Here is a 22,491-nt window from a genome sequence, read left to right as displayed (position 1 = left end):
TCCCTGTTTCATTAGAGACATTTCCCTTTTATCTCCTCGTAGAATTTCTGCGGATCGGCTTCCGGCAGGGTGTAGTTCAGTTTGCATCGTCCACCGTCCACCTTCGCATACAGCTGATGGCTTGCTGAGATATCATTCAGGAAGATCAAACCGTCCTCTGGCGCGGAAGTGATATATTCCCCGGCGTCGTTGACAATGGAGACGCCTTTCGGCAACGGAGTACCGTCTGCACGCATGACAGAGAGCAGCACGCGCCGCTGACTCAGCGTGGTGAATTGCCATTTCGCGACCGCCCCGTGCGACGCTTTAATCGCCGTCCGGCCATTATTGACGTCAAGATTGCCCGGAAGACTTTGGGTATTGAGTTCCAGCGTACTTTCATGGAACGGCGTCAATGACGGGACAACGGCCTGACCCCATTTATCGGTCCAGACGGGCCCGCGCGACGTCACGATTTCGATACCGGCAACAGGCTTGTCCAGTTGGGTAATGGCATACGTGTCCGCCACCGGATACGGTGAGAAGGTCACGCCATCGTCATGCGCCACAATGCCGCCACTCAATGCGGCAGAGTAGTTCGTATTGCTGTCGTTATCGCCGCCAGCCGCCACGGACAGCGTGGTATAGTGAAGATTGCTGTTGAGCGAGCTATCCCAGTCGGTAACACTTTCGTCCTGATCGCGAGACACGCCGACCGTGTATTGGTTGTCGTCATTCAGCGACCCCATCGCCCGCGTGCCATAAGAGCTTCTTCCTTCACTCTCGCGATACCACGAGTTCGTTGAAACACCGGTACGGCCTAACGGAACAGAAACGTTCACGTAGAACATATCGCGATCGCTCTCATCCCCACGACTGATATCCGATTCCCAGTTCACGCTGACGCTGAAATATTTATAGGTTTGCGACCAGGAAGAAATAATGCGGCGGCTATTATAGTCGCTGTCCCAGGCCTCATTACGGTAATAGCCGAGCGAAAAACGCCCCAGAAGCGTATCCGACCAACTGACCGCGACGTTCGTATCGTATTTCGTTGGGGAGTAATCATCGTCGTCGCTATACAGTTCCTGCATTTCGCGATAGTCCGCCGTGCCGTAGCTGCCGCCCAGCGAAATCCCCATCCCCCAGGGCAAGGAATACCCAAGATCCAGCGTGGTTTTGTGCCCATCAGTCTGGCTACGGTTATCGATCGACCCAAGAAACCCGAGCGAGGCATATAAATTCTGTACGGGAACGGTATCCACATTGGCAGAGAAACCGTAATAGTGGTTATCCGCCATTACCATTCCGGCCATGAGATTCATACGATTATTCACTGACCAGCCATCAGACGCCGACACAATCCAGGGCTGCTCAAAATTCGTGTCCATATCTTCCGCACGCCCCACGGCCAGAGAAAAGCCCGGCGCCCTGCCGACATGGTTGCTACGAAACGTGCTCGCCGATACGGTAAAATGGCTTTCGCTTCCATCGGTCTCCGTCACCGTGACATTCAGGTCGGTGTTGAGGTTGGCAATGGGCACATCGGTTAAGGTAAAGGGGCCAGCGGGAACAAGCGTTGAATAGATGATCTGCCCGCCCTGGCGAATATCCACGCGCGCCTGAGAATATCTGGCGATCCCCGTCACCTCGATGCCGCTCCCCTCGTTCGGCAGCAGGGTATTATCCGGCATGACTTGCACACCGTAGACCGATGGAATACTAAAGCGGCTGTTGGCAATGTTGATTTGCCCGCCCTGCACCATCACGCCATAGTCGGCGAAAGTGCGTTGCGCGTAGGTATAATACGAGTCGGTTTCTAATTCCTGGTCGCTGCCGTCGCTGACGAATTGCGTGCTGCGCACAATCCAGTCACCCGCATTAAAACCAAGTTCAAACGTTGACTGAAAGCGGTCTGAATTATCGCCGTCATATTTATAATGCGTGCCAAACATGGAGTAATTCAGCATTGCGGCATGACCACCGCGAACGTCCGCGACCTGTCGGTTATTATCTGGATCAATCGCTTCCTGCGGAACAACCAGCGACATTTCTTCTGTTTCAGGCGTAGCGCTAACGGTTGCCGTAGACCAGTATTGATGGATCAGCGGGCAGGTTTCTCTTTTTATTTTCGTGACGAGTCCTGCGCTTTCCAGAAATGCTTTATCAATACAGGGCTGCCCTTCCTCATTAAACTTAACCGACATGACACTGTGTTTCTTGCCATTAATAATAACGGTCACATTATGGACACCAGGAGTGAACCGGGACGCTAAGGAATAATAATCAGCAATCACAGGATCGAGACCATTAGATTCTAATGCATCAGTATCAAATACCGCTCTCGCCAACTCCATCGTTCCAGTAGAGGTCGGCATTATTTCCGCCCGTATACTGAAAGCGATTGCCGTCAGACAAAACACAATAATTCCTTTTTTAGCGGAACCGCGAATCATAACCACTCCATGTGTTTTACAATAAACTGAGATTAATTATTTTATTTCTGCGACAAAACTCTTCGCCTTATAGCCATAGCGCGTAGCAGGATACATTTCGATATTTTTATCCAGTGCGGATAATGTGGTCGAGGCATGGGCACTTATTGTTTCACCCGGCAGAATATAAGCCTTTGGTAAATCAGCGTGCGCGCCTGATGGCAATAATTTTACTTTCTGCTCCAGACGGATAACATAAGGCGTTTTATTTTCTACACTGAGTTTTCCGCCGCGCATATGCCACTGGAGATCTTTCCACGGCTCCATATTCACGTCTAAACCAGAAGGATGAATAATGACGGGAAGGTTTTGGCTAAAGACCACTTTAACTTTGTTTTTATCCCGTTGCGGGATGGTCGTAAAAATAACGCGCTTCAAATGCTCAACTTTTAACGGCTCCGCGCTATTTTTAAGAACGAATCGCACACGTTGCGTCTTACCGGCATCAACACGCGTAACGGGTTGCGTGACAATCAGACCAGGCTGCGGATCGTCTGGAAGATTGACGATTTTGGTATACAAGAGCTGGGCATCAGCATCGGTGTTTTTGACATCCATACTGCCGCCTTGCTCTTCTTCATTAATCAGCAGCAGCGACGTGTCGGGCACCATCCCGGCAGCCAGACAGTTAAATGACGCCAATAAACAGGCGCAGATTAATGTTTTCTTGAAGGAAAGCATAATATTAGTCCATTAATATTCATAACTGCTCCCCATAGTAATATGGGGAGCATCTACGATACGTGCAGTGTAATTACAGGTATACCAGCTCTACGGTGGTTAAGCCGTCAAGCGTCGCTTCATCGGTAATTTGCAGATCGTCTGTCGGGTTGATAATCGCGGACACACCGACGTTAAAGTTGACTTTTGTTTGCGGTTCTGGCGCATCAGCCGAGCTTTTACCAAAGCTGTAAACCTCGCTGTTATTATTTATAATCTGCATATAGCTGTTGCCTGCTTTTGTTCCCCAGGTAGTGCCGTCATTTGCTGAGAAATAGGCAATCAGGTTATCGCCATTGCCGTTAGTCAGCGTTCCTGAATCAATCTGAATACCCAGCGCATATGCCCCAATTTTCTGGCTACCGTACAGCCCCAGGCCAAAAAGATAATTAGCAGAAGAAATGAAATCAGTCGATGCGAAATTAATGGCATAACCGGTGGTCGGTACAGAAGCGCTATGCATATCAGTAAAAGAAACGCCGACACGCGTATCTTCTTCACAGGTAATGGCGACTGGCACGGTTTTAATGTCAGGCAGCGCGGTTGGCGCAGTTGAATTTAATGACGCCACTTTGATGGTGCCAAAATCAGCGATACCGCCGCCGCTTGGGAATGACGGAATACAGGAAGCAGGAACAATTTTCCCTGATACTTTAATATCAACGCTCGGTGCCGCCATAACGGAAGAAGCCGTCAGCGCCAGCACAGACACCATCAGGCTTTTTTAAAAAAAACATTCATTTTTATTTCCTTATAAAAGAAGCCACTTTATATAATGATGACCTCTGCATATTTCAAAAAATTGACATGACACCAACATACAATATTGGTTGGCGAAATTTATCATTTGTCAAAAAACCATACAATCGAAAGATTATTTTTAAGAATTTATTCCAGGAAAATCCTCAAAGGAAATCCTTATATACATTCATCAGACATATATAAAGATTCATATAAAAGATTAAATCCCGTTATTGTATAAATAATAAATATTATCTACCGCCAGAAAAGCCGATCCATCCAGAACTACCGATAAAGAATGCTGATACCTCATCTCTATTTCGAACAACAACACAATTATTTAACATAGTGATGATTACGCAGCGAAATTTATTAACTCTAAAGTATTAGTTCCTTCTTTTTCGGTTGCAAAGCTCGTCATTCATTATGCCCCAATGTGATAAGCATCACATTTTCATGTTGCCATCATGAAAACTCATTCACTTTTATTTAACCGCAACAGAACACACCTACCAACATTATGGTATCCTGAGTTATATCCCTCCCGGAACTGAGGGAATGCGCAAATTCTTCCCTTTGCGGCCGGTTTCATTGTGGTCCGCAAAGTAAAACTACATAGCAATGTCGAAACAAGGAGCAAACCATGCAGGTCAGCAGAAGGCAGTTCTTTAAGATCTGCGCTGGCGGTATGGCAGGCACCACGGCGGCGGCACTGGGTTTCGCACCCAGCGTAGCGCTAGCGGAAACACGGCAATATAAATTGCTGCGCACCCGCGAAACCCGTAACACCTGCACTTACTGTTCCGTTGGTTGTGGGCTGTTAATGTACAGCCTCGGCGACGGTGCAAAAAACGCCAAAGCATCTATCTTCCACATCGAGGGCGATCCGGATCATCCGGTCAGCCGTGGCGCGCTTTGCCCGAAAGGGGCCGGTCTGGTGGACTTCATTCACTCCGAAAGCCGCCTGAAATACCCGGAATACCGCGCGCCAGGTTCAGATAAATGGCAGCAAATCAGTTGGGATGAGGCATTCGACCGCATCGCTAAACTGATGAAAGAGGACCGCGACGCCAACTACGTTGCACAGAACGCCGAAGGCGTGACCGTTAACCGCTGGCTCTCCACCGGGATGCTGTGCGCTTCCGCATCCAGTAACGAAACCGGCTATTTAACGCAAAAATTCTCCCGCGCGCTCGGTATGCTCGCGGTCGACAACCAGGCGCGTGTCTGACACGGACCAACGGTAGCAAGTCTTGCTCCAACATTTGGTCGCGGTGCGATGACCAACCACTGGGTCGACATGAAGAACGCCAACCTCATCGTGGTGATGGGCGGTAACGCCGCTGAAGCCCACCCGGTAGGGTTCCGTTGGGCGATGGAAGCTAAAATTCACAACGGCGCGAAGCTGATTGTGATTGATCCTCGCTTCACGCGTACGGCGTCGGTGGCCGATTTCTATGCCCCTATCCGTTCCGGTACTGACATTGCCTTCCTGTCAGGCGTACTGCTGTACCTGCTGAACAACGAAAAATACAACCGCGAATACACCGAAGCCTATACCAACGCCAGCCTGATCGTGCGTGAAGATTTTGGCTTCGAAGATGGCCTGTTTACGGGCTATGACGCGGATAAACGCAAGTACGACAAAACCAGTTGGGCCTACGAACTGGATGAAAATGGCTTCGCTAAACGCGACACCACGCTGCAACATCCTCGCTGCGTGTGGAACCTGCTCAAGCAGCACGTTTCCCGCTATACGCCGGATGTGGTGGAAAATATCTGCGGCACGCCGAAAGCCGATTTCCTGAAAGTATGCGAATACATTGCGGAAACCAGCGTCAAAGATAAAACCGCGTCGTTCCTGTATGCCCTCGGCTGGACGCAGCACTCCATCGGCGCGCAAAACATCCGCACGATGGCGATGATCCAACTGTTGCTCGGCAACATGGGGATGGCTGGCGGCGGCGTCAACGCGCTGCGCGGTCACTCCAACATTCAGGGGCTGACTGACTTAGGGTTGCTGTCGCAAAGCCTGACGGGTTACATGACGCTGCCCAGCGAAAAACAGACCGACCTGCAAACCTACCTTGCCGCCAACACGCCAAAACCGCTGCTGGAAGGTCAGGTCAACTACTGGAGCAACTACCCGAAATTCTTCGTTTCTATGATGAAAGCCTTCTTTGGCGATAACGCAACGAAGGAAAACGACTGGGGCTTCGACTGGCTGCCGAAGTGGGACAAAGGATACGACGTCCTGCAATACTTCGAGATGATGAACGAAGGCAAGGTCAATGGCTATCTCTGCCAGGGCTTTAACCCGGTCGCCTCATTCCCGAACAAAAACAAAGTGGTTGCGTCACTCTCTAAACTGAAGTTCCTGGTGACTATCGACCCGCTCAATACCGAAACGTCCACCTTCTGGCAAAACCACGGTGAGTCGAACGATGTTGATCCGTCGAAAATCCAGACCGAAGTGTTCCGTCTGCCGTCAACCTGCTTCGCCGAAGAGAACGGCTCTATCGTCAACTCTGGCCGCTGGCTGCAATGGCACTGGAAAGGCGCGGACGCCCCCGGCGACGCCGTAACCGACGGCGAGATCCTGGCCGGTATCTTCTTACGCCTGCGTAAGATGTACGCCGAGCAAGGCGGCGCAAACCCGGAACAGGTGCTGAATATGACCTGGAACTACTCCACGCCGCATGAACCGTCTTCGGAAGAAGTGGCGATGGAAAGTAACGGTAAGGCGCTGGCCGATCTTATCGACCCGGCAACGGGGGCGGTGATCGTGAAGAAAGGCCAACAGCTCAGCTCGTTCGCCCAGCTGCGTGACGATGGCACCACTTCCAGCGGATGCTGGATTTTCGCCGGTAGCTGGACGCCGGAAGGCAACCAGATGGCGCGCCGCGATAACTCCGATCCGTCAGGCCTCGGCAATACGCTGGGGTGGGCATGGGCATGGCCGCTGAACCGCCGCATTCTGTATAACCGCGCCTCCGCCGATCCACAGGGCAACCCGTGGGATCCGAAGCGCCAAATCCTGAAATGGGACGGCGCGAAATGGGGCGGGATGGATATCCCGGACTACAGCGCCGCTGCGCCGGGTAGCAACGTCGGGCCGTTCATCATGCAGCCGGAAGGGATGGGTCGCCTGTTCGCGCTCGACAAGATGGCGGAAGGGCCGTTCCCGGAACACTACGAGCCGTTTGAAACGCCGCTGGGGACGAACCCGCTGCACCCGAACGTTATCTCCAACCCTGCCGCCCGTATCTTTAAAGGCGACGCCGAGGCGTTGGGTAAAGCCGATAAGTTCCCTTACGTCGGAACAACTTACCGTCTGACCGAGCACTTCCACTACTGGACCAAACACGCGCTGCTTAACGCTATCGCGCAGCCGGAACAGTTTGTGGAGATCGGCGAGAAGCTGGCGAACAAGCTCGGCATCGCACATGGCGATACTGTAAAAGTCTCCTCCAACCGTGGCTATATCAAAGCCAAGGCAGTAGTGACCAAGCGCATTCGCACGCTGAAAGCAGACGGCAAGGATATCGATACCATCGGTATTCCTATTCATTGGGGCTACGAAGGGGTGGCGAAAAAAGGCTTTATCGCCAATACGCTCACGCCATTCGTCGGTGATGCGAACACGCAGACGCCGGAGTTCAAGTCCTTCCTGGTGAATGTGGAAAAGGTGTAACGGAGACGACCTATGGCTTATCAATCGCAAGACATCGTTCGTCGTTCCGCGACTAACGGTTTCACTCCCGCGCCACAGGCGCGGGATCACCAGCAAGAGGTGGCGAAGCTTATCGACGTCACCACCTGTATTGGCTGTAAAGCCTGTCAGGTGGCCTGTTCGGAATGGAACGATATTCGTGATGAAGTGGGCAGCAACATCGGGGTGTACGACAACCCGGCTGATCTGACCGCAAAATCCTGGACGGTGATGCGCTTCTCGGAAGTGGAGCAAGACGACAAACTGGAATGGCTTATCCGTAAGGATGGCTGTATGCACTGCGCCGATCCGGGCTGCCTGAAGGCATGTCCGGCAGAAGGGGCTATTATTCAGTATGCCAACGGCATTGTCGACTTCCAGTCTGAGCAGTGCATCGGCTGCGGCTACTGCATCGCCGGTTGTCCGTTCGATGTGCCGCGCCTCAACCCGGACGACAACCGCGTTTATAAATGTACGCTGTGCGTTGACCGCGTGGTGGTGGGGCAAGAACCGGCCTGCGTGAAGACTTGCCCGACTGGCGCTATCCACTTTGGTTCCAAAGAGGCGATGAAAACGCTGGCAGGCGAACGTGTGGCTGAGCTGAAAACCCGTGGTTACGACAATGCAGGTCTGTACGATCCGGCAGGCGTCGGCGGTACTCACGTCATGTACGTGCTGCACCATGCCGACAAACCGAATCTGTACCACGGTCTGCCGGAAAACCCGGAAATCAGCGCGACGGTGAAATTCTGGAAAGGCATCTGGAAACCTCTCGCAGCGGTCGGCTTTGCCGCGACCTTTGCGGCCAGCATCTTCCACTATGTCGGTGTCGGCCCGAACCGTGCAGATGAGGAAGAAGACAATCTGCATGAAGAGAAAGACGAGGTGCGCAAATGAAACGACGTGACACCATCGTGCGCTATACAGCGCCGGAACGCATCAACCACTGGGTAACCGCCTTCTGTTTCGTACTGGCGGCGGTGAGCGGACTGGGCTTTTTGTTCCCGTCCTTCAACTGGCTGATGCATATCATGGGCACCCCACAGCTGGCACGCATTGTGCACCCGTTCGTGGGCGTGATCATGTTCGCCTCATTCATCATCATGTTTTTCCGTTACTGGCACCACAATCTAATCAATCGGGATGATATCTTTTGGGCGAAGAATATTCGTAAGATCGTCGTCAACGAGGAAGTCGGCGACACCGGACGTTATAACTTCGGCCAGAAATGCGTATTCTGGGCGGCGATTATTTTCCTGGTCCTGTTGCTGGTCAGCGGAGTGATCATCTGGCGTCCGTATTTTGCGCCTGCTTTCTCAATCCCGGTGATCCGATTCGCGTTAATGCTGCATTCATTTGCCGCAGTAGCGTTAATTGTGGTTATCATGGTGCACATTTACGCCGCCCTCTGGGTGAAAGGCACCATTACCGCGATGGTGGAGGGATGGGTAACCCGGTCATGGGCGAAGAAACATCACCCGCGCTGGTACCGTGAAGTCCGCCAGAAACAGGAAAAGTCATCTGAATGAGTATTCGCATAATCCCGCAAGATGAGCTGGAGAAGAGCGAGAAACGTACGGCGGATATGATTCCGCCGTTATTGTTCCCCCGGCTCAAAAATTTGTATAACCGCCGCGCCGAGCGTCTGCGCGAGCTGGCCGAAAATAACCCGTTGGGCGATTACCTGCGCTTTGCCGCGCTGATCGCACATGCCCAGGAAGTGGTGTTGTACGACCATCCGCTGGAGATAGATCTGACCGCGCGCATCAAAGAAGCGAACGCGCAGGGCAAACCGCCGCTGGATATTCACGTTTTACCGCGCGATAAGCACTGGCAGAAACTGCTGCATTCGCTGATTGCTGAGCTGAAACCGGAGATGAGCGGCCCCGCGCTGGCGGTAATCGAAAATCTGGAGAAGGCTTCGGAACAGGAACTGGAGCAAATGGCGAGCGCGCTGTTTGAATCCGATTTTGCCTCCGTCAGCAGTGATAAGGCCCCGTTTATCTGGGCGGCGCTGTCGCTCTATTGGGCGCAAATGGCCAGCCTGATTCCCGGTAAAGCCCGTGCGGAGTACGGCGAGCAGCGTCAGTATTGCCCGGTATGCGGCTCAATGCCGGTTTCCAGCATGGTGCAAATCGGCACCACGCAGGGTCTGCGTTACCTGCACTGCAACCTGTGCGAAACCGAGTGGCATGTGGTACGCGTCAAATGCAGCAACTGCGAGCAGAGTCGCGATCTGCACTACTGGTCGCTGGATAACGAACAGGCGTCGATTAAAGCAGAAAGCTGTGGCGACTGCGGTACTTACCTGAAGATTCTGTATCAGGAAAAAGACCCGAAAGTGGAAGCCGTCGCCGACGATCTCGCCTCACTGGTGCTCGACGCGCGCATGGAGCAAGAGGGCTTTGCCCGCAGCTCCATCAACCCGTTCCTGTTCCCGGGCGAAGGGGAGTAATTCTGACGTCAGGTCGGGTGGCGCGTGCCGCCCGGCTTATAAATGATAAGGCGTAATGACTCCCGGAATCCCCGCGAAGTCCTTTGTATTGCGCGTCACGAGCGCAAAACGATGAATGTGCGCTGTAGCCAGAATAACCGCATCCGGCAACTTCATCCCATATTCCTGCCTGAGACTGACACTTCTTTCGGCAATATCCTGTGAAACGCCGATAACGTTAAAAGCGCTCAATGCTATACGTGTGCGGGATTCCTGATGGTACTTTTTTGCCCCTACCATCACTTCCATCCAGGTAATGAGACTAATGGCATTCTGGGGTGAGTAAGCTTCGAGAGCCTTCTTCGCTTCATCACGCCCGCTAAATAAATCAATGAGAATATTGGTGTCAAACAACACCGGACCTTTAATCATCACCACTCCTCGCGAAGTTTCCTTTCGTATTCAACGCCATCTTCTTCGCAACCTTGCCAGAGCCCCAGCGCATCGGAAATAGTGGTTTCGGCTTGTCCCTGCCTTTCCAGGTATTGTTCAACTGCTTCGCGTAATAGCTCTGCTCGCGGAAGATTACGCTGTTGTTTGAGGTCATCAAGCCGCTTGATAACCTCATCTGATAAATCAAGTAATATTCTGCCCATTTCCATCCCAGCCATCATACTCATATATACCTCCAGTATATCATTGGCGATTAATTTTCAAACAACATACACCGATGAAAGACCAGAAAAAAGACTTTATGAGCGCGATTTTTGCTTTTACGAGCCGCTTTCCAGAATTGCAACCTCGTCAACACTCCCCGTTCCTTTTCGCTAAAAACCAGGTTATAACGCTGTATATCCATACAGATTAAGGGAGTAAAAATGGCACTGGAAAGCGGTATTGCACAGCTGGTTGAGGCGTTTATCGCTGCGGGTCGCCCCTCTTCACGGGAGCAAAATATTGGATAAAGGAGGATGACCCCCTTTATCCTACTCTTCCTCGTTGCCGCCCTCTTCATAGGGGCCAAACGGTTTTGCCGGCAATACGATATAAATACCTTCAAAAACTGCGCCTGACGTCTCGTCGCCAAACAACTCCACTTGCAGTTGCACGCGTGCTTTACGGCCTCGCGCCAGCCTGTCCAGATCGCCGCTCAACGACCCCAGATCGGCAATTGCGCTGGGTTTGCCGCTGATGGGTCTGCTGTAGCGAATATGCGCATCGGCGAGAATAATCGTACCGCCCAGATGACGCTCGCGCAGCATGAGCCAGATCAGCCCCCAGCCGGTAAGCGTTGCCAGTGAAAACAAACTCCCGGCAAACAACGTGTGGTGCGGATTCTGATTGCCCGTTTCAGGCATGGTCGTAATAAATTTCTGACCAGTGTACTGCTGAATGCGCACCCCCATTTTTTCACTTAACGGGATGTGCTCATACCAGGCCTGCTGAAGCTGCCCACACCAGTCGCCACGGTGCAGAATGTCATCCAGCGTTGCGACCGGTTTAATCATCAGAAAATGGCGAACCGGCGTGGTTTGCGGGGTCGTGATTTCCCCTTGATTCACAAAGCCAAGTTTGGCGAAGAACGCTACCGCATCTTCACGGGCGCTACAGGTGACGCGTTTTACCCCTTCCTGGCGCGCCACGGACTCCAGGGTCATCGCCATCAACGTTCCCAGCCCTTTATCCTGAACAGACGGTTCAACGGCCATGAAACGAATAGAGGCTTCGTTATCCGCATTGATATACAAACGCCCTACCGCAACCAGGTTCCCCTCTTCATCCACCACCATTTGATGATGTGCCATCGCATCCCAGGCATCGCGTTCGGAACCTTTCGGCTGGTGGAGCGGTTTGCGCAGCATTTCCCAGCGAAACTGGTAGTAACGCGCTAATTCTTCTTCTGTTTGCGGTACTCGAAGGTGATACATAGCTGTACTCTCTCTTGTTACCCGCGGCCACGCCGGAAGCTGGCTCATACCTGTAGCCAGAACGTTACGGGGCCATCATTGACCAGCGAGACCTGCATATCAGCAGCGAAACGTCCGGTTTGCGTGTTCATTTCCTGTTGGCGGCAGCGCTCAACAAAGTATTCATACAGCGCTTCAGCGCGATCCGGCGCGGCGCCTCTTGAGAAGCCCGGTCGCATACCGCGTTCGGTATCGGCGGCCAGCGTAAATTGCGACACCACCAGCACGCTTCCCCCCGCCTGTTGCACGTTGAGATTCATTTTGCCTTCGGCATCGCTAAAAATTCGATAACCGAGCACGCGCTCGCACAGGCGATTCGCTTTCTGTTCGTCATCATCCCTTTCGACACCTAATAACACTAAAAGTCCCTGGCCGATTTCACCCGTCACCTCGCCCTCCACGGTGACGCTGGCACGGGTTACGCGCTGAATTAATGCAATCATGATTGGTCTGCTTCTTCTTGTTCTGCGGCTTGTTTGAGTTTGCGGTATTCCCCGAGAGTGACAGTTATTTCGGCACCAAGCAAGACGATACACCATGTCCAGTACACCCAGACAAACAAAATGGGGATAACCGCCAGCACGCCGTAAATCAACTGATATGACGGGAACATGGTGATATAAAGCGCGAATCCTTTCTTTCCTGCTTCGAACAGTACCGCTGCGACAAAAGCGCCGACAACGGCATCGCGGTTTGGTACGCGCGTGGTCGGCACAATGCTGTACAGCAGCCAGAACGAAATCCAGGAGAGAATCAGAGGGAATACCCTCAGGACGTTATCGATAACCGTGTTGAGCTCGCTGGCCCAGCGCAGAGAAAGCAGATAGGAGCTGATCGCCAGGCTGGCACCCGCCAGCAGTGGCCCCAGGGTCAGAATCATCCAGTAAACGGCAAAGGAATACACCTTTGGACGCGTGCGTTTGCTACGCCAGATGGTGTTCAGGGCGCTGTCGATGGCATACATCAGCAACAGCGCCGTGACGATCAGTCCACAAGCGCCTACCGCCGTCATTTTGTTGGAATTTGCGACGAACTGCTCAATATAACGCTGAATAACATCTCCCGTCGCCGGGATGAAGTTAGCAAAAATAAAATGGCGTAACTGGAGGCTGACATCGGAAAACATGGGAAAGGCGGCGAAAAGCGCAAAAACGACGGCGATCAACGGCACTAACGAGAGCAACGAGACATAGGCCAGGTTCCCCGCCAGGGTGGTCATATTGTCCTCGTCAATGCGCTGCCACAACAGTTTAAGCCAGGCCCTGACTGGACGCGTATGATGCCTGGCTTTTTGATGCACGTTTTTTAGCATAACAACTTCGCGAAATAATCCGGGATGGTCGTTTTATCCGTCACCAGAATACTGGTGATCCCCAACTGGTTAGCCCCTTCTATATTATCGGCGTTGTCGTCAAAAAAGACCGTATCGGCAGCGGAAAAACCTTCTGTCTGCAAAACATGCTGGTAAATCCGCACCTCAGGTTTACGCATGCCCAATTCCTGGGACAGATAAAGATGATCGGCAGCCTGGCGAACTTCAGGGTATTCATCCGGCCAGAAGGTCGTATGCAGACGGTTGGTATTAGACAATACGACGACACGATGCCCCTGCTCGCGAAGCTTATGCATGATGTCGATAACCTCGGGCCGTAATGCGACAAATACCGCCTGCCAGCCGTGGGAAAATTGCTCATAGCTCAGCGGTAACGCCATCTCATGGCACAGCGCTTCTGCGAAGGCTTCATCAGTGATCTCCCCCCGCTCATGCTGATGAAACGCCTCTCCCATCGTAAAACTTTGCTTCAACGAAGCCAGCGGGACACGGCTCAGGTCACTCCATGCACCTAACACGCGGTTGAAGTCGATATCGACAATCACATTACCTAAATCAAAGATATAGAGCATGATCCTCTCCTTGCAAGCCGTGGATGAATAACTGTAGCGGGAAAGCAGGAGTTTGACTATGCGCCGGACAGGGAAAAAATCGACTAACGTAACCGGAAAAAAGGCGATGCATTGCATCGCCTTAACTCTTTTCGCCGGATGGCGGCTTTGCCTTATCCGGCCTACAAAATAGCCCGTAGGCCCGGTAAGCGGTAGCGCCACCGGGCGCCTGCCGGATGGCGGCTGTGTCTTATCCGGCCTACAAAATAGTCCGTAGGCCCGGTAAGCGGTAGCGCCACCGGGCGACCTGCCGGATGGCGGCTTTGCCTTATCCGGCCTACAAAACAGTCCGTAGGCCCGGTAAGCTATCCGCCGTTATGGTTCAGAAGCTGTATTTCACCCCCAACATCGCTGCGGTATCGCTGTAACTGTTGTCGCCTACCTGCTGAGCTACATTCCCCCACACCTGCAAACGCGGGTTAATTTGCCCTTCCACACCAACTTTTAGCTCACCAATATTTTTGGTGCCGCTGATTTCATCCCGGATCGCCCCCATCTGGACGCTCTGGTTATGGGTATTGTGGAGCCAGTTTGCTTCAACAAACGGCTGAAACTCGCGGTCTTTGCCGTCATCAATGGCGTTATGGCCTTTCAGGTATGCACGCACACCGAGTCGGGTCATCAGGTTGCCGTCAGTTTTGTCTTTCACCTGAGTGCCGTTGCTTTCACGGTGCGAGTCAGCCTGCACGTCCATCCAGATCACCTGGGCTTTTGGCTGGAGCCAGTAACTCGTACGCTCGCTTTCGCCTATCAGGAAGGTGTATCCCCCTTCGATGGATGCCGTGATACCGTCAGATTTGTATTTTTCACTGGCAAGATGGTCACCCTGCACGGTGTTATCAAACCAGTTATAGAGCACCCAGCTATCCAGATACGTCCCGGTTTTATCCGCTTCATTCGCATACCACGTCGCATACACCCCCGCGCTGTAGCCGTTCACATGACCGCGTGAAGCGTAGCCATTATGGGTGTTATGCGTTTTACTTTTCTGATTGGCGTAACCCGCCATCACCCCCAGATGCCAACGGTCGAGACCATCGCTGCTCCACTGCGCCAGGTCGCCGCCAATCTGCAATACATAGCGATTAGCCTGCGTTTTCAGCTGCTTGCTGCCATCAGTAAAGCGCATATGACCACCTACGTTACGCATCCACATGCTGGTCACTTTCTGCTCGCCCGTTAATATGTCGGTGTACTGGGTTTCACCCAGGCGATCGTGCAGACGGGTGATAAACAGCGTATTGGCGGCATAGTTGTTCGCCAGATAGCTACCAAATTCAGGGCGGTATTGATGTTCACCAGGTTCAGGCGCTGGCGGCAGCGGTGGCTCTGGTGGCGCAGGGGGATCAACAGGATCGACCGGCCCTGGCGGCGTTGGTGGATCCACGGGATCAACCGGCCCTGGTGGTGCCGGCGGGTCCACCGGGTCAACCGGTCCCGGCGGTGTTGGTGGATCGACCGGGTCCGGGTTTTCTGGTTCCGGTTCCGGCTCAGGTTCTGGTTCTGGCTCCACCGGGCTTAGCTGGCTGGTGAGATACCAGTTGCTGGCATTTTTCACCACGTCATAGTCATAGCCGCCCGCGACAATACGTCCGGCTTTGGTGAACGTTCCGTCGGAAACGCCCTCAACGTCCACAATCTCAATGCCGTTAAGGGTCAGATCGCCCACACCGCCGATGTTATTGATGCCTACGTTGGTATTGCCGGAGGTATCCCCTTTGACGATCAGTTTATCGGTAAAAGAGTCATCGCCTTCAAGCACGGTGTTCAACACCAGTAACGCATCTGTGCCGGTGTAGTTGCCCATCACGGTCAGGGTTTTAAAGGTACTTTCGTCATCGCGGGACACGCCATCTGCGCTATAACTCAATGTGGCCTGGTTCAGCGTCAGAGTAGAGACCACAGAGTTACCGGTCATCGTCCATTCGCTGTTTGCACCGTTTATATCCAGATCCAGCGTACCATGGTAGTTCGCGTTACTATTTTGTTGTGAAGAATCCGTTTGCCCCACAAAACGGCTCCCCTCTTCCATCCGCAGATCCATCGTACCGCCGTAATATGCGCGTAAATTTCCTTCAATGTCGTATACGCCAGAGCCAGCACTATCGGTAACATAATCCCACGAGCGAACCAACGCCTGTGAACCATAGGCGTAAATGGCATAAGCGCCGCTATCAGTAACCTGAATTTTACTATCACCGCTAAGGTTCACCGTTGCAGAATCAGTAGATGAATACGCATAAACGCCATGTGCGCCCACGCCGGAGGTTTTCAAATCCACATTATTAAGGTTTATTAACCCCTTACGGGCCACATATACCGAATGAGCACTACGCCCTGACGTCGCGACTGATGCGGTGCCATTAACCGTAATACTCGCATCGCCTTTTGCTGTACCTGTAAATTGCGCGGGATCTCTACCTGCATAGATCCCGTATCCCGTATTCGCGCCACCAGGACCACGGGTAACAATATCAGTATCACCATGGATAATTATTGATGACTGGGCGTTGTCTTTATTCGCAGACGCGTTGGCGCGTAGCCCCATTCCATTTTCAGCATCAACCGTTACATCACCATTGACTTCAACAATTGAATAATCAGCCTGTAATTCGCGACCAATATTTATTCCATCAGCACTACTTCCTGTTGCGGTAATATAGATATTATCTGCGACCAGTTTACCGCCTGCATTTTTAGAGTGGATTCCATCTGCTGCGGTGCCTGTTGTATTGATAACCAAATTTTTAAATTTATAGCCAATGTTATCAATATAGACACCCCAGCCAGTTAATCCTGAAGTGGTTCCTTCTGAGGTGGTATCAATACGGACTTCATCAAATCCACTGTAATCCCTTGCAGCTCCTCCGAGCGGATTACCATAGTGATATATAGTTGTATTGTCACAAAATAGTTGTGCGGTAGACGTGTAACTACATCCTGCTACAGCCTGCCCGCTCAACGCCAGCGCACTGGCGATACAGAGCGCAAGCTTTGCCGGGATCGGCGTTTTTTGAATAAGACGAGAAGATTTCATGAGAGCCACCTTTTCCGTAAGGCTTTTTTATTCGGATAAAAGCATCAAAGACGCGTGCATAAGATATTTATAAAAGGCGAAATCCATCCGCTCATCTTTAAATAGTTAAAGAGTCAGAATTCAAAGGCGTAATGAATTGTCACCTTAGCAGAATAAATACAAGTATTCATTTAATCTGTCAATGTACGGCAGAGGCTCATGAGATAACAGTAAATAAAATGCACCTTATTTATTTGCATTATTCTTAATAACTATTTTTATAAAATAAAAGCATCTCCGGCAGGAGAATAAACGCCTTATAAAACAACAGCTATCAGGGTAACAATAAGCAGGCGGTTTTTATTTTAAGATTTTTATATCACCACCAGGATGATTATATATTTAGCAAAAAGGTGAAAAAGAACCGTCTAAAAAGACGGTTCTGTTTATAACCCCTTCAGACTGACGTTGCGTCATCCTGGCCTGGGCTAACCTGGACAATCTCAACCTGCTGTGACTGAAGCAGGTTATGCAATGCCGGGCCAGGGTACTCATCAGTAAACAGCGCCGTTACCTGCGACACGTTGCCAATCTCTACCGCTGCGGAAGCATGGTATTTCGTATGATCGGCAGCAAGGAGAATATGCCGGGAGTGAGCCATCATGGTTTTCACCACGCTGGCTTCATTGACGTCAAACTCCAGCAACGCGCCATCGCTTTCTATCGCGCCGACGCTGGTGACAAGATAGTCCGCACGAAACCCCGCCACAAACGCAGTCGCAGAAGGGCCGATAATGCCGCTGTTATGCGGGCGAAGCGTTCCGCCGGGCACCATCACTTCAAAACGCGGATTATTGTACAGAATATGCGCCACACGCAGGCTGTTAGTGATAATGCGCAGATGATTGTGGTTTAACAGCGCCCGCGCTACCTGCTCAACGGTCGTACCAATGGTGATAAAGACCGTGGAGCCGTCTGGAATATAGTCCGCCACCGCTTCCGCGATGGCTTTTTTCTCTTCCGTCCAGGAGACTTCTCGCTGCTCAAAGGCGGTATTCACAACGCTGGAAGCCCGTCCCGCGCCACCGTGATGACGCGTAATCAATCCCTGATCGCTCAGTTTGCGGATATCGCGACGCACGGTCTGCGTGGACACATCCAGCAGGCCAGCCAGTTCGTCAATATTCATGTAACCGCGCTCGCCAATCAGCGCCAGCAACTGATCATGCCGTGGGTTACCGGTCAGTTCAGTAAGACTCATGCAAATTCCTCGAAAAACCATTGCCTTACATTTTATACAAAAAGTGACAGAAAAGATCGGGTTTGATCACAGTCAGGGATTCCGGCACGCCCGCCAGGTCGGGTGCATTTCAGTGCGGCCACACCGCTGGCAAACCTGACGGCCTCTTCGACTGGCGTTCCACTTGCCAGGCTAAAGGCGAGCGCACCGTGAAAAACATCCCCCGCGCCGGTGGTGTCGACCACCTCTACCGGGAATCCGGGTTGATGCCGAAAGACATTATCGTCTAACCAGTCGCATCCTTCACCGCCGCGCGTGACATAGACATGTCCATTTGTGATCATTTGTGATTTTTTTAACGCGCTTACGGTATCCTGTATTCCCGTCAGGCGCGCCAGGCCCGGTTCAGAGAAGGCGGCATGATCGCTTAACGCCACCAGCTCGCTGATGTCCTGTGGCGTCACATCGCCATCCAGAACCGTCATGACTCCGGCCCGGCGCGCCAGCGTGAACGCCCGTTTCGCCCCTTCATGCCAGCGAACATCCGCCAGCACCACATCCCATTGAGAAAAGTCGATCTCATTAAGCCAGTCAGCGTCATGCAATAAATCCGGGCTGGGATAATTGATGATAATCCGCTCCCCTTTCGCATCGACGATGACCGCAGACTGTGAGGACTTCGCCCCCGCGTAACGCCGGGTATAGCGGGTATTTACCCCCAGGGATTCCAGCTCCGCCAGCAGGCTGTTTCCGGTGTCGTCATCTCCCACACGCCCAATAAAGTCCACCTGCGCCCCCAGTTTCGCCGCAGCCACTGCGGCAGTTGCAGCAGGCCCGCCGCCCACTTCCGTATAACGTTTCGCCACATATTTACCTCCTTCAGTCGGTAAACCTTCAACGTAATAGATGCGATCCATCACGGTGATACCCACACAAGCAACACGAATCATGGTCATTCCTTAAGCATTTCGGGATGCGATTATTTTAATTTCGCAAAATGTTTAAAAAGTGACGGCTGTCAATTTTTTGACCATAAATTACAAATACGATCAAAAACAGACAAAATCAGCGTCACACAAGTGACAAAAAATGACATTCACGTTTCAGGAGAACGATATGGCAGTGATTGCATTTGTCGGATTAGGCCAGATGGGTTCGCCCATGGCGAGTAATTTGCTCAAGCAGGGCCATCAGCTCAGCGTCTTTGATGTGAACCCCGACGCCATACAGACCCTGGTGGAAAAAGGCGCTCGTCCGGCCAGCAGCCCGGCGCAGGCGGCGAAAGAGGCCGAGTTTGTCATCACAATGCTGCCTAATGGCGATCTCGTTCGCAGCGTGTTATTCGGCGATCAAGGCGTTTGCGAAGGCTTGTCACAGGACGCGCTGGTGATCGATATGTCCACCATCCATCCGCTACAGACGGACAAACTTATCGCAGATATGCGCGCCAGAGGGTTCAGCATGATGGATGTCCCGGTCGGTCGAACATCCGATCACGCCATTGCGGGGACGTTGCTATTACTGGCAGGCGGCAGCGCAGAACAGGTGGAGCGCGCAACGCCGGTACTGATGGCGATGGGCAATGAATTGATTAACGCTGGCGGCCCCGGCATGGGGATTCGCGTAAAGCTTATCAATAACTATATGAGCATCGCGCTGAATGCGCTTTCTGCCGAAGCCGCCGCGTTATGCGAAGCGCTGGGCCTCTCCTTCGACGTCGCGTTAAAAGTGATGAGCGGAACCCCGGCAGGCAAAGGCCACTTCACCACCTCCTGGCCGAACAAAGTGCTGAAAGGCGACCTTTCTCCCTCCTTCATGATCGATCTGGCGCACAAAGATCTGGGGATTGCGCTGGATGTTGCCAACCAACTGCATGTGCCGATGCCGCTCGGCGCCGCATCCCGTGAAGTTTATAACCAGGCTCGCGCCGCCGGTCGTGGCCGGGAAGACTGGACAGCCATTCTCGAACAGGTGCGTAACAGCGCCGGATTACCGAACAAATTCAAAATGTAACGACTGAATAAAGGAAAACTGAATGAACAACTACACCATCAAAGACATTACGCGCGCATCCGGCGGCTTTGCCATGCTGGCGGTCGATCAGCGTGAAGCGATGCGCTTAATGTTTGCAGCTGCTGGTGCGAAGTCTCCTGTTGCCGACAGCGTACTGACGGATTTCAAAGTGAATGCCGCAAAAGCGCTGTCTCCTTATGCCTCCGCCATTCTGATTGACCAGCAGTTCTGTTACCGCCAGGTGGTGGAGCAAAACGCGATTGCGAAAAACTGCGCCATGATCGTCGCCGCCGATGCGTTCATTCCCGGCAATGGCATTCCTGTCGATAGCGTCGTCATTGATAAAAAAATCAATCCACAAGCGATAAAGCAAGACGGCGGTAAAGCGCTAAAACTGCTGGTGCTCTGGCGCAGCGATGAAGACGCCCAACAGCGTCTTGATATGGTCAAAGAATTTAATGAGATGTGCCACAGCAATGGTCTGGTGAGCATTATCGAACCGGTTGTGCGCCCACCTCGCCGTGGCGATAAGTTCGACCGTGAACAGGCCATCATTGATGCCGCGAAAGAGTTGGGCGACAGCGGCGCGGATCTCTACAAAGTTGAAATGCCGCTGTACGGCAAAGGCGCACAGCACGACCTTCTCGCCGCGTCACAGCGCCTGAACGAGCATATCAATATGCCGTGGGTCATCCTCTCCTCCGGTATTGATGAAAAATTGTTCCCTCGGGCGGTCAGAGTCGCAATGACTGCGGGCGCATCCGGTTTTCTGGCGGGTCGCGCCGTCTGGTCATCGGTGATTGGCCTGCCGGATACCGAACTGATGCTGCGTGATATTTCTGTGCCTAAGTTGCAGCGTTTGGGTGAGATCGTCGACGAAATGATGGCCCGTCGTCGTTAATGTGAGGATGAAAGCATGAAATGGTTTAACACGTTGAGCCACAACCGCTGGCTGGAGCAAGAAACCGATCGCATTTTTGACTTTGGGAAAAAATCCGCAGTACCTACCGGTTTCGGCTGGCTGGGAAACCAGGGGCAGATCAGAGCGGAGATGGGTACGCACCTGTGGATTACCGCCCGTATGCTGCACGTTTATTCCGTTGCTGCATCAATGGGCCGTCCGGGCGCATATCAGTTAGTCGACCATGGTATTAACGCGTTGAACGGCGCGTTACGCGATCGGCGCTACGGCGGCTGGTATGCCTGTGTGAACGATGAAGGCGTGATGGACGCCTCCAAACAGGGATATCAGCATTTCTTCGTCCTGTTAGGGGCGGCAAGCGCCGTCACCACGGGCCATCCACAGGCCAGAAAACTGCTGGATGACGCGATCGAGGTCATCGAAAAATACTTCTGGAGCGAAGAGGAGCAGATGTGCCTGGAGTCCTGGGACGAAGCCTTCAGCCAGACCGAAGATTACCGTGGCGGCAACGCCAACATGCATGCCGTAGAGGCTTTTTTGATCGTGTACGACGTGACCCATGATCGTAAATGGCTCGACCGCGCGCTGCGCATCGCCTCCGTCATTATTCACGATGTGGCCCGCAACGGCGACTACCGCGTCAACGAGCACTTCGATGCGCAGTGGAACCCCATCCGCGATTACAACAAAGATAACCCTGCCCACCGTTTCCGCGCTTACGGCGGCACGCCGGGGCATTGGATCGAGTGGGGTCGCCTGATGCTGCACCTGCATGCGGCCCTGGAAGCGCGTTTTGAAACTCCCCCCGCCTGGCTGCTGGAAGATGCCAAAGGGTTATTCCACGCCACCCTTCGCGACGCCTGGGCGCCCGATGGCGCAGACGGCTTCGTCTACTCCGTGGACTGGGACGGCAAACCGATTGTACGTGAAAGAGTGCGCTGGCCGATTGTGGAAGCAATGGGCACCGCTTACGCCCTGTATACCCTCACCGGCGATAGCCAATACGAAGCCTGGTATCAGAAGTGGTGGGATTACTGCATCACTTATCTGATGGACTACGAGAACGGTTCGTGGTGGCAGGAGCTGGATACCAATAACCAGGTGACCACCAAAGTGTGGGACGGCAAGCAGGATATTTACCACCTGCTGCACTGCCTGGTGATCCCGCGCCTGCCGCTGGCGCCGGGGCTGGCACCCGCCGTTGCTGCGGGCCTGCTGGATAGCAACGCGAAATAACAATATGACATGCCGGATGGCGACGTTAAGGCGTCTTATCCGGCCGACGAGCGCCATGCTAACCGTAGGCAA

At 52.7% G+C, this 22,491-nt stretch carries 19 protein-coding genes and 1 pseudogene; 8 read left to right on the top strand and 12 right to left on the bottom strand.

Going from position 1 to position 22,491, the window contains the following annotated elements; all coding sequences use genetic code 11:
• Positions 1-11: 11 nt before the first annotated feature.
• The 3 genes from OGV83_RS00325 to OGV83_RS00315 form a co-directional block, all read right to left on the bottom strand.
• A complete protein-coding gene (locus OGV83_RS00325) occupies positions 12-2,435 on the bottom strand; it encodes a fimbrial biogenesis outer membrane usher protein (RefSeq protein ID WP_058668375.1) in 2,424 nt (807 codons plus the stop codon).
• 36 nt (positions 2,436-2,471) lie between these two features.
• Complete coding sequence (locus OGV83_RS00320) at positions 2,472-3,155, bottom strand: fimbria/pilus chaperone family protein (RefSeq protein WP_012133912.1); 684 nt, start codon at positions 3,153-3,155, stop codon at positions 2,472-2,474.
• Positions 3,156-3,228: 73 nt separating this feature from the next.
• Complete coding sequence (locus tag OGV83_RS00315; protein ID WP_200074943.1) at positions 3,229-3,909, bottom strand: DUF1120 domain-containing protein; 681 nt, start codon at positions 3,907-3,909, stop codon at positions 3,229-3,231.
• A 669-nt stretch (positions 3,910-4,578) separates the two neighbouring features.
• Between OGV83_RS00315 and fdnG the strand changes: the two genes are divergently transcribed.
• The 4 genes from fdnG to fdhE are packed head-to-tail and all read left to right on the top strand — an operon-like array spanning position 4,579 to position 10,102.
• Positions 4,579-7,629, top strand: coding sequence for a formate dehydrogenase-N subunit alpha (fdnG, locus tag OGV83_RS00310; protein ID WP_275148072.1), 3,051 nt, complete (start codon positions 4,579-4,581; stop codon positions 7,627-7,629).
• Positions 7,630-7,641: 12 nt separating this feature from the next.
• On the top strand, positions 7,642-8,544 hold the full coding sequence (gene fdoH / locus OGV83_RS00305) for a formate dehydrogenase O subunit beta (RefSeq protein WP_071259455.1): 903 nt from the start codon (positions 7,642-7,644) through the stop codon (positions 8,542-8,544).
• Positions 8,541-9,176 carry a formate dehydrogenase cytochrome b556 subunit gene (fdoI, locus tag OGV83_RS00300; RefSeq protein ID WP_049011887.1) on the top strand — a complete coding sequence of 212 codons (636 nt, stop codon included), beginning with the start codon at positions 8,541-8,543 and terminating at the stop codon, positions 9,174-9,176. The genes fdoH and fdoI overlap by 4 nt, the downstream gene beginning before the upstream one ends.
• Positions 9,173-10,102: a formate dehydrogenase accessory protein FdhE gene (gene fdhE / locus OGV83_RS00295; protein ID WP_286463003.1), complete on the top strand. Its 930-nt coding sequence runs from the start codon at positions 9,173-9,175 to the stop codon at positions 10,100-10,102. Before fdoI ends, fdhE begins: the two co-directional genes overlap by 4 nt.
• A gap of 36 nt (positions 10,103-10,138) precedes the next feature.
• Here fdhE and OGV83_RS00290 read toward each other — a convergent pair whose 3' ends face one another.
• Together OGV83_RS00290 and OGV83_RS00285 are read right to left on the bottom strand one after the other, a co-directional pair.
• The gene (locus OGV83_RS00290) at positions 10,139-10,513 is read right to left on the bottom strand and encodes a type II toxin-antitoxin system VapC family toxin (RefSeq protein ID WP_047459878.1); all 375 of its coding nucleotides are present in this window, start codon (positions 10,511-10,513) and stop codon (positions 10,139-10,141) included.
• Positions 10,513-10,755 carry a ribbon-helix-helix domain-containing protein gene (locus tag OGV83_RS00285; protein WP_160880417.1) on the bottom strand — a complete coding sequence of 81 codons (243 nt, stop codon included), beginning with the start codon at positions 10,753-10,755 and terminating at the stop codon, positions 10,513-10,515. The genes OGV83_RS00290 and OGV83_RS00285 overlap by 1 nt, the downstream gene beginning before the upstream one ends.
• A 204-nt stretch (positions 10,756-10,959) precedes the next feature.
• Here OGV83_RS00285 and OGV83_RS00280 point away from each other — a divergent pair.
• Positions 10,960-11,040 (top strand): annotated as a pseudogene (locus OGV83_RS00280) (hypothetical protein); the annotation flags it as partial.
• A gap of 27 nt (positions 11,041-11,067) precedes the next feature.
• Here the strand turns inward: OGV83_RS00280 and fabY are convergent.
• The 7 genes from fabY to OGV83_RS00245 form a co-directional block, all read right to left on the bottom strand.
• Positions 11,068-12,009, bottom strand: coding sequence for a fatty acid biosynthesis protein FabY (gene fabY / locus OGV83_RS00275; protein ID WP_024130670.1), 942 nt, complete (start codon positions 12,007-12,009; stop codon positions 11,068-11,070).
• 44 nt (positions 12,010-12,053) lie between these two features.
• On the bottom strand, positions 12,054-12,491 hold the full coding sequence (gene dtd / locus OGV83_RS00270; RefSeq protein ID WP_047459887.1) for a D-aminoacyl-tRNA deacylase: 438 nt from the start codon (positions 12,489-12,491) through the stop codon (positions 12,054-12,056).
• Positions 12,488-13,360: a virulence factor BrkB family protein gene (locus tag OGV83_RS00265; protein ID WP_012133924.1), complete on the bottom strand. Its 873-nt coding sequence runs from the start codon at positions 13,358-13,360 to the stop codon at positions 12,488-12,490. The genes dtd and OGV83_RS00265 overlap by 4 nt, the downstream gene beginning before the upstream one ends.
• Positions 13,354-13,953, bottom strand: a complete 600-nt coding sequence (gene yihX, locus OGV83_RS00260; protein ID WP_198447963.1) for a glucose-1-phosphatase — start codon at positions 13,951-13,953, stop codon at positions 13,354-13,356. The genes OGV83_RS00265 and yihX overlap by 7 nt, the downstream gene beginning before the upstream one ends.
• A 361-nt stretch (positions 13,954-14,314) precedes the next feature.
• Positions 14,315-17,029 (bottom strand): autotransporter outer membrane beta-barrel domain-containing protein, encoded by a 2,715-nt coding sequence (locus OGV83_RS00255; RefSeq protein ID WP_286463002.1) that lies wholly within the window; start codon positions 17,027-17,029, stop codon positions 14,315-14,317.
• A gap of 436 nt (positions 17,030-17,465) precedes the next feature.
• Positions 17,466-18,269, bottom strand: coding sequence for a DeoR/GlpR family DNA-binding transcription regulator (locus OGV83_RS00250; RefSeq protein ID WP_012133927.1), 804 nt, complete (start codon positions 18,267-18,269; stop codon positions 17,466-17,468).
• A 32-nt stretch (positions 18,270-18,301) separates the two neighbouring features.
• The gene (locus OGV83_RS00245; protein ID WP_286463001.1) at positions 18,302-19,198 is read right to left on the bottom strand and encodes a sugar kinase; all 897 of its coding nucleotides are present in this window, start codon (positions 19,196-19,198) and stop codon (positions 18,302-18,304) included.
• Positions 19,199-19,364: 166 nt separating this feature from the next.
• Between OGV83_RS00245 and yihU the strand changes: the two genes are divergently transcribed.
• The 3 genes from yihU to yihS are packed head-to-tail and all read left to right on the top strand — an operon-like array spanning position 19,365 to position 22,419.
• Positions 19,365-20,261, top strand: a complete 897-nt coding sequence (gene yihU, locus OGV83_RS00240; RefSeq protein ID WP_024130674.1) for a sulfolactaldehyde 3-reductase — start codon at positions 19,365-19,367, stop codon at positions 20,259-20,261.
• 22 nt (positions 20,262-20,283) lie between these two features.
• Positions 20,284-21,162, top strand: a complete 879-nt coding sequence (gene yihT / locus OGV83_RS00235) for a sulfofructosephosphate aldolase (protein ID WP_047459903.1) — start codon at positions 20,284-20,286, stop codon at positions 21,160-21,162.
• A 15-nt stretch (positions 21,163-21,177) separates the two neighbouring features.
• Positions 21,178-22,419, top strand: a complete 1,242-nt coding sequence (gene yihS / locus OGV83_RS00230; protein ID WP_047459905.1) for a sulfoquinovose isomerase — start codon at positions 21,178-21,180, stop codon at positions 22,417-22,419.
• Positions 22,420-22,491 lie beyond the last annotated feature (72 nt).

The organism is Citrobacter sp. CK189 (assembly GCF_030333505.1).
Taxonomy (GTDB): domain Bacteria; phylum Pseudomonadota; class Gammaproteobacteria; order Enterobacterales; family Enterobacteriaceae; genus Citrobacter_B; species Citrobacter_B koseri.
This window is presented reverse-complemented; position numbering and strand designations above follow the sequence as displayed.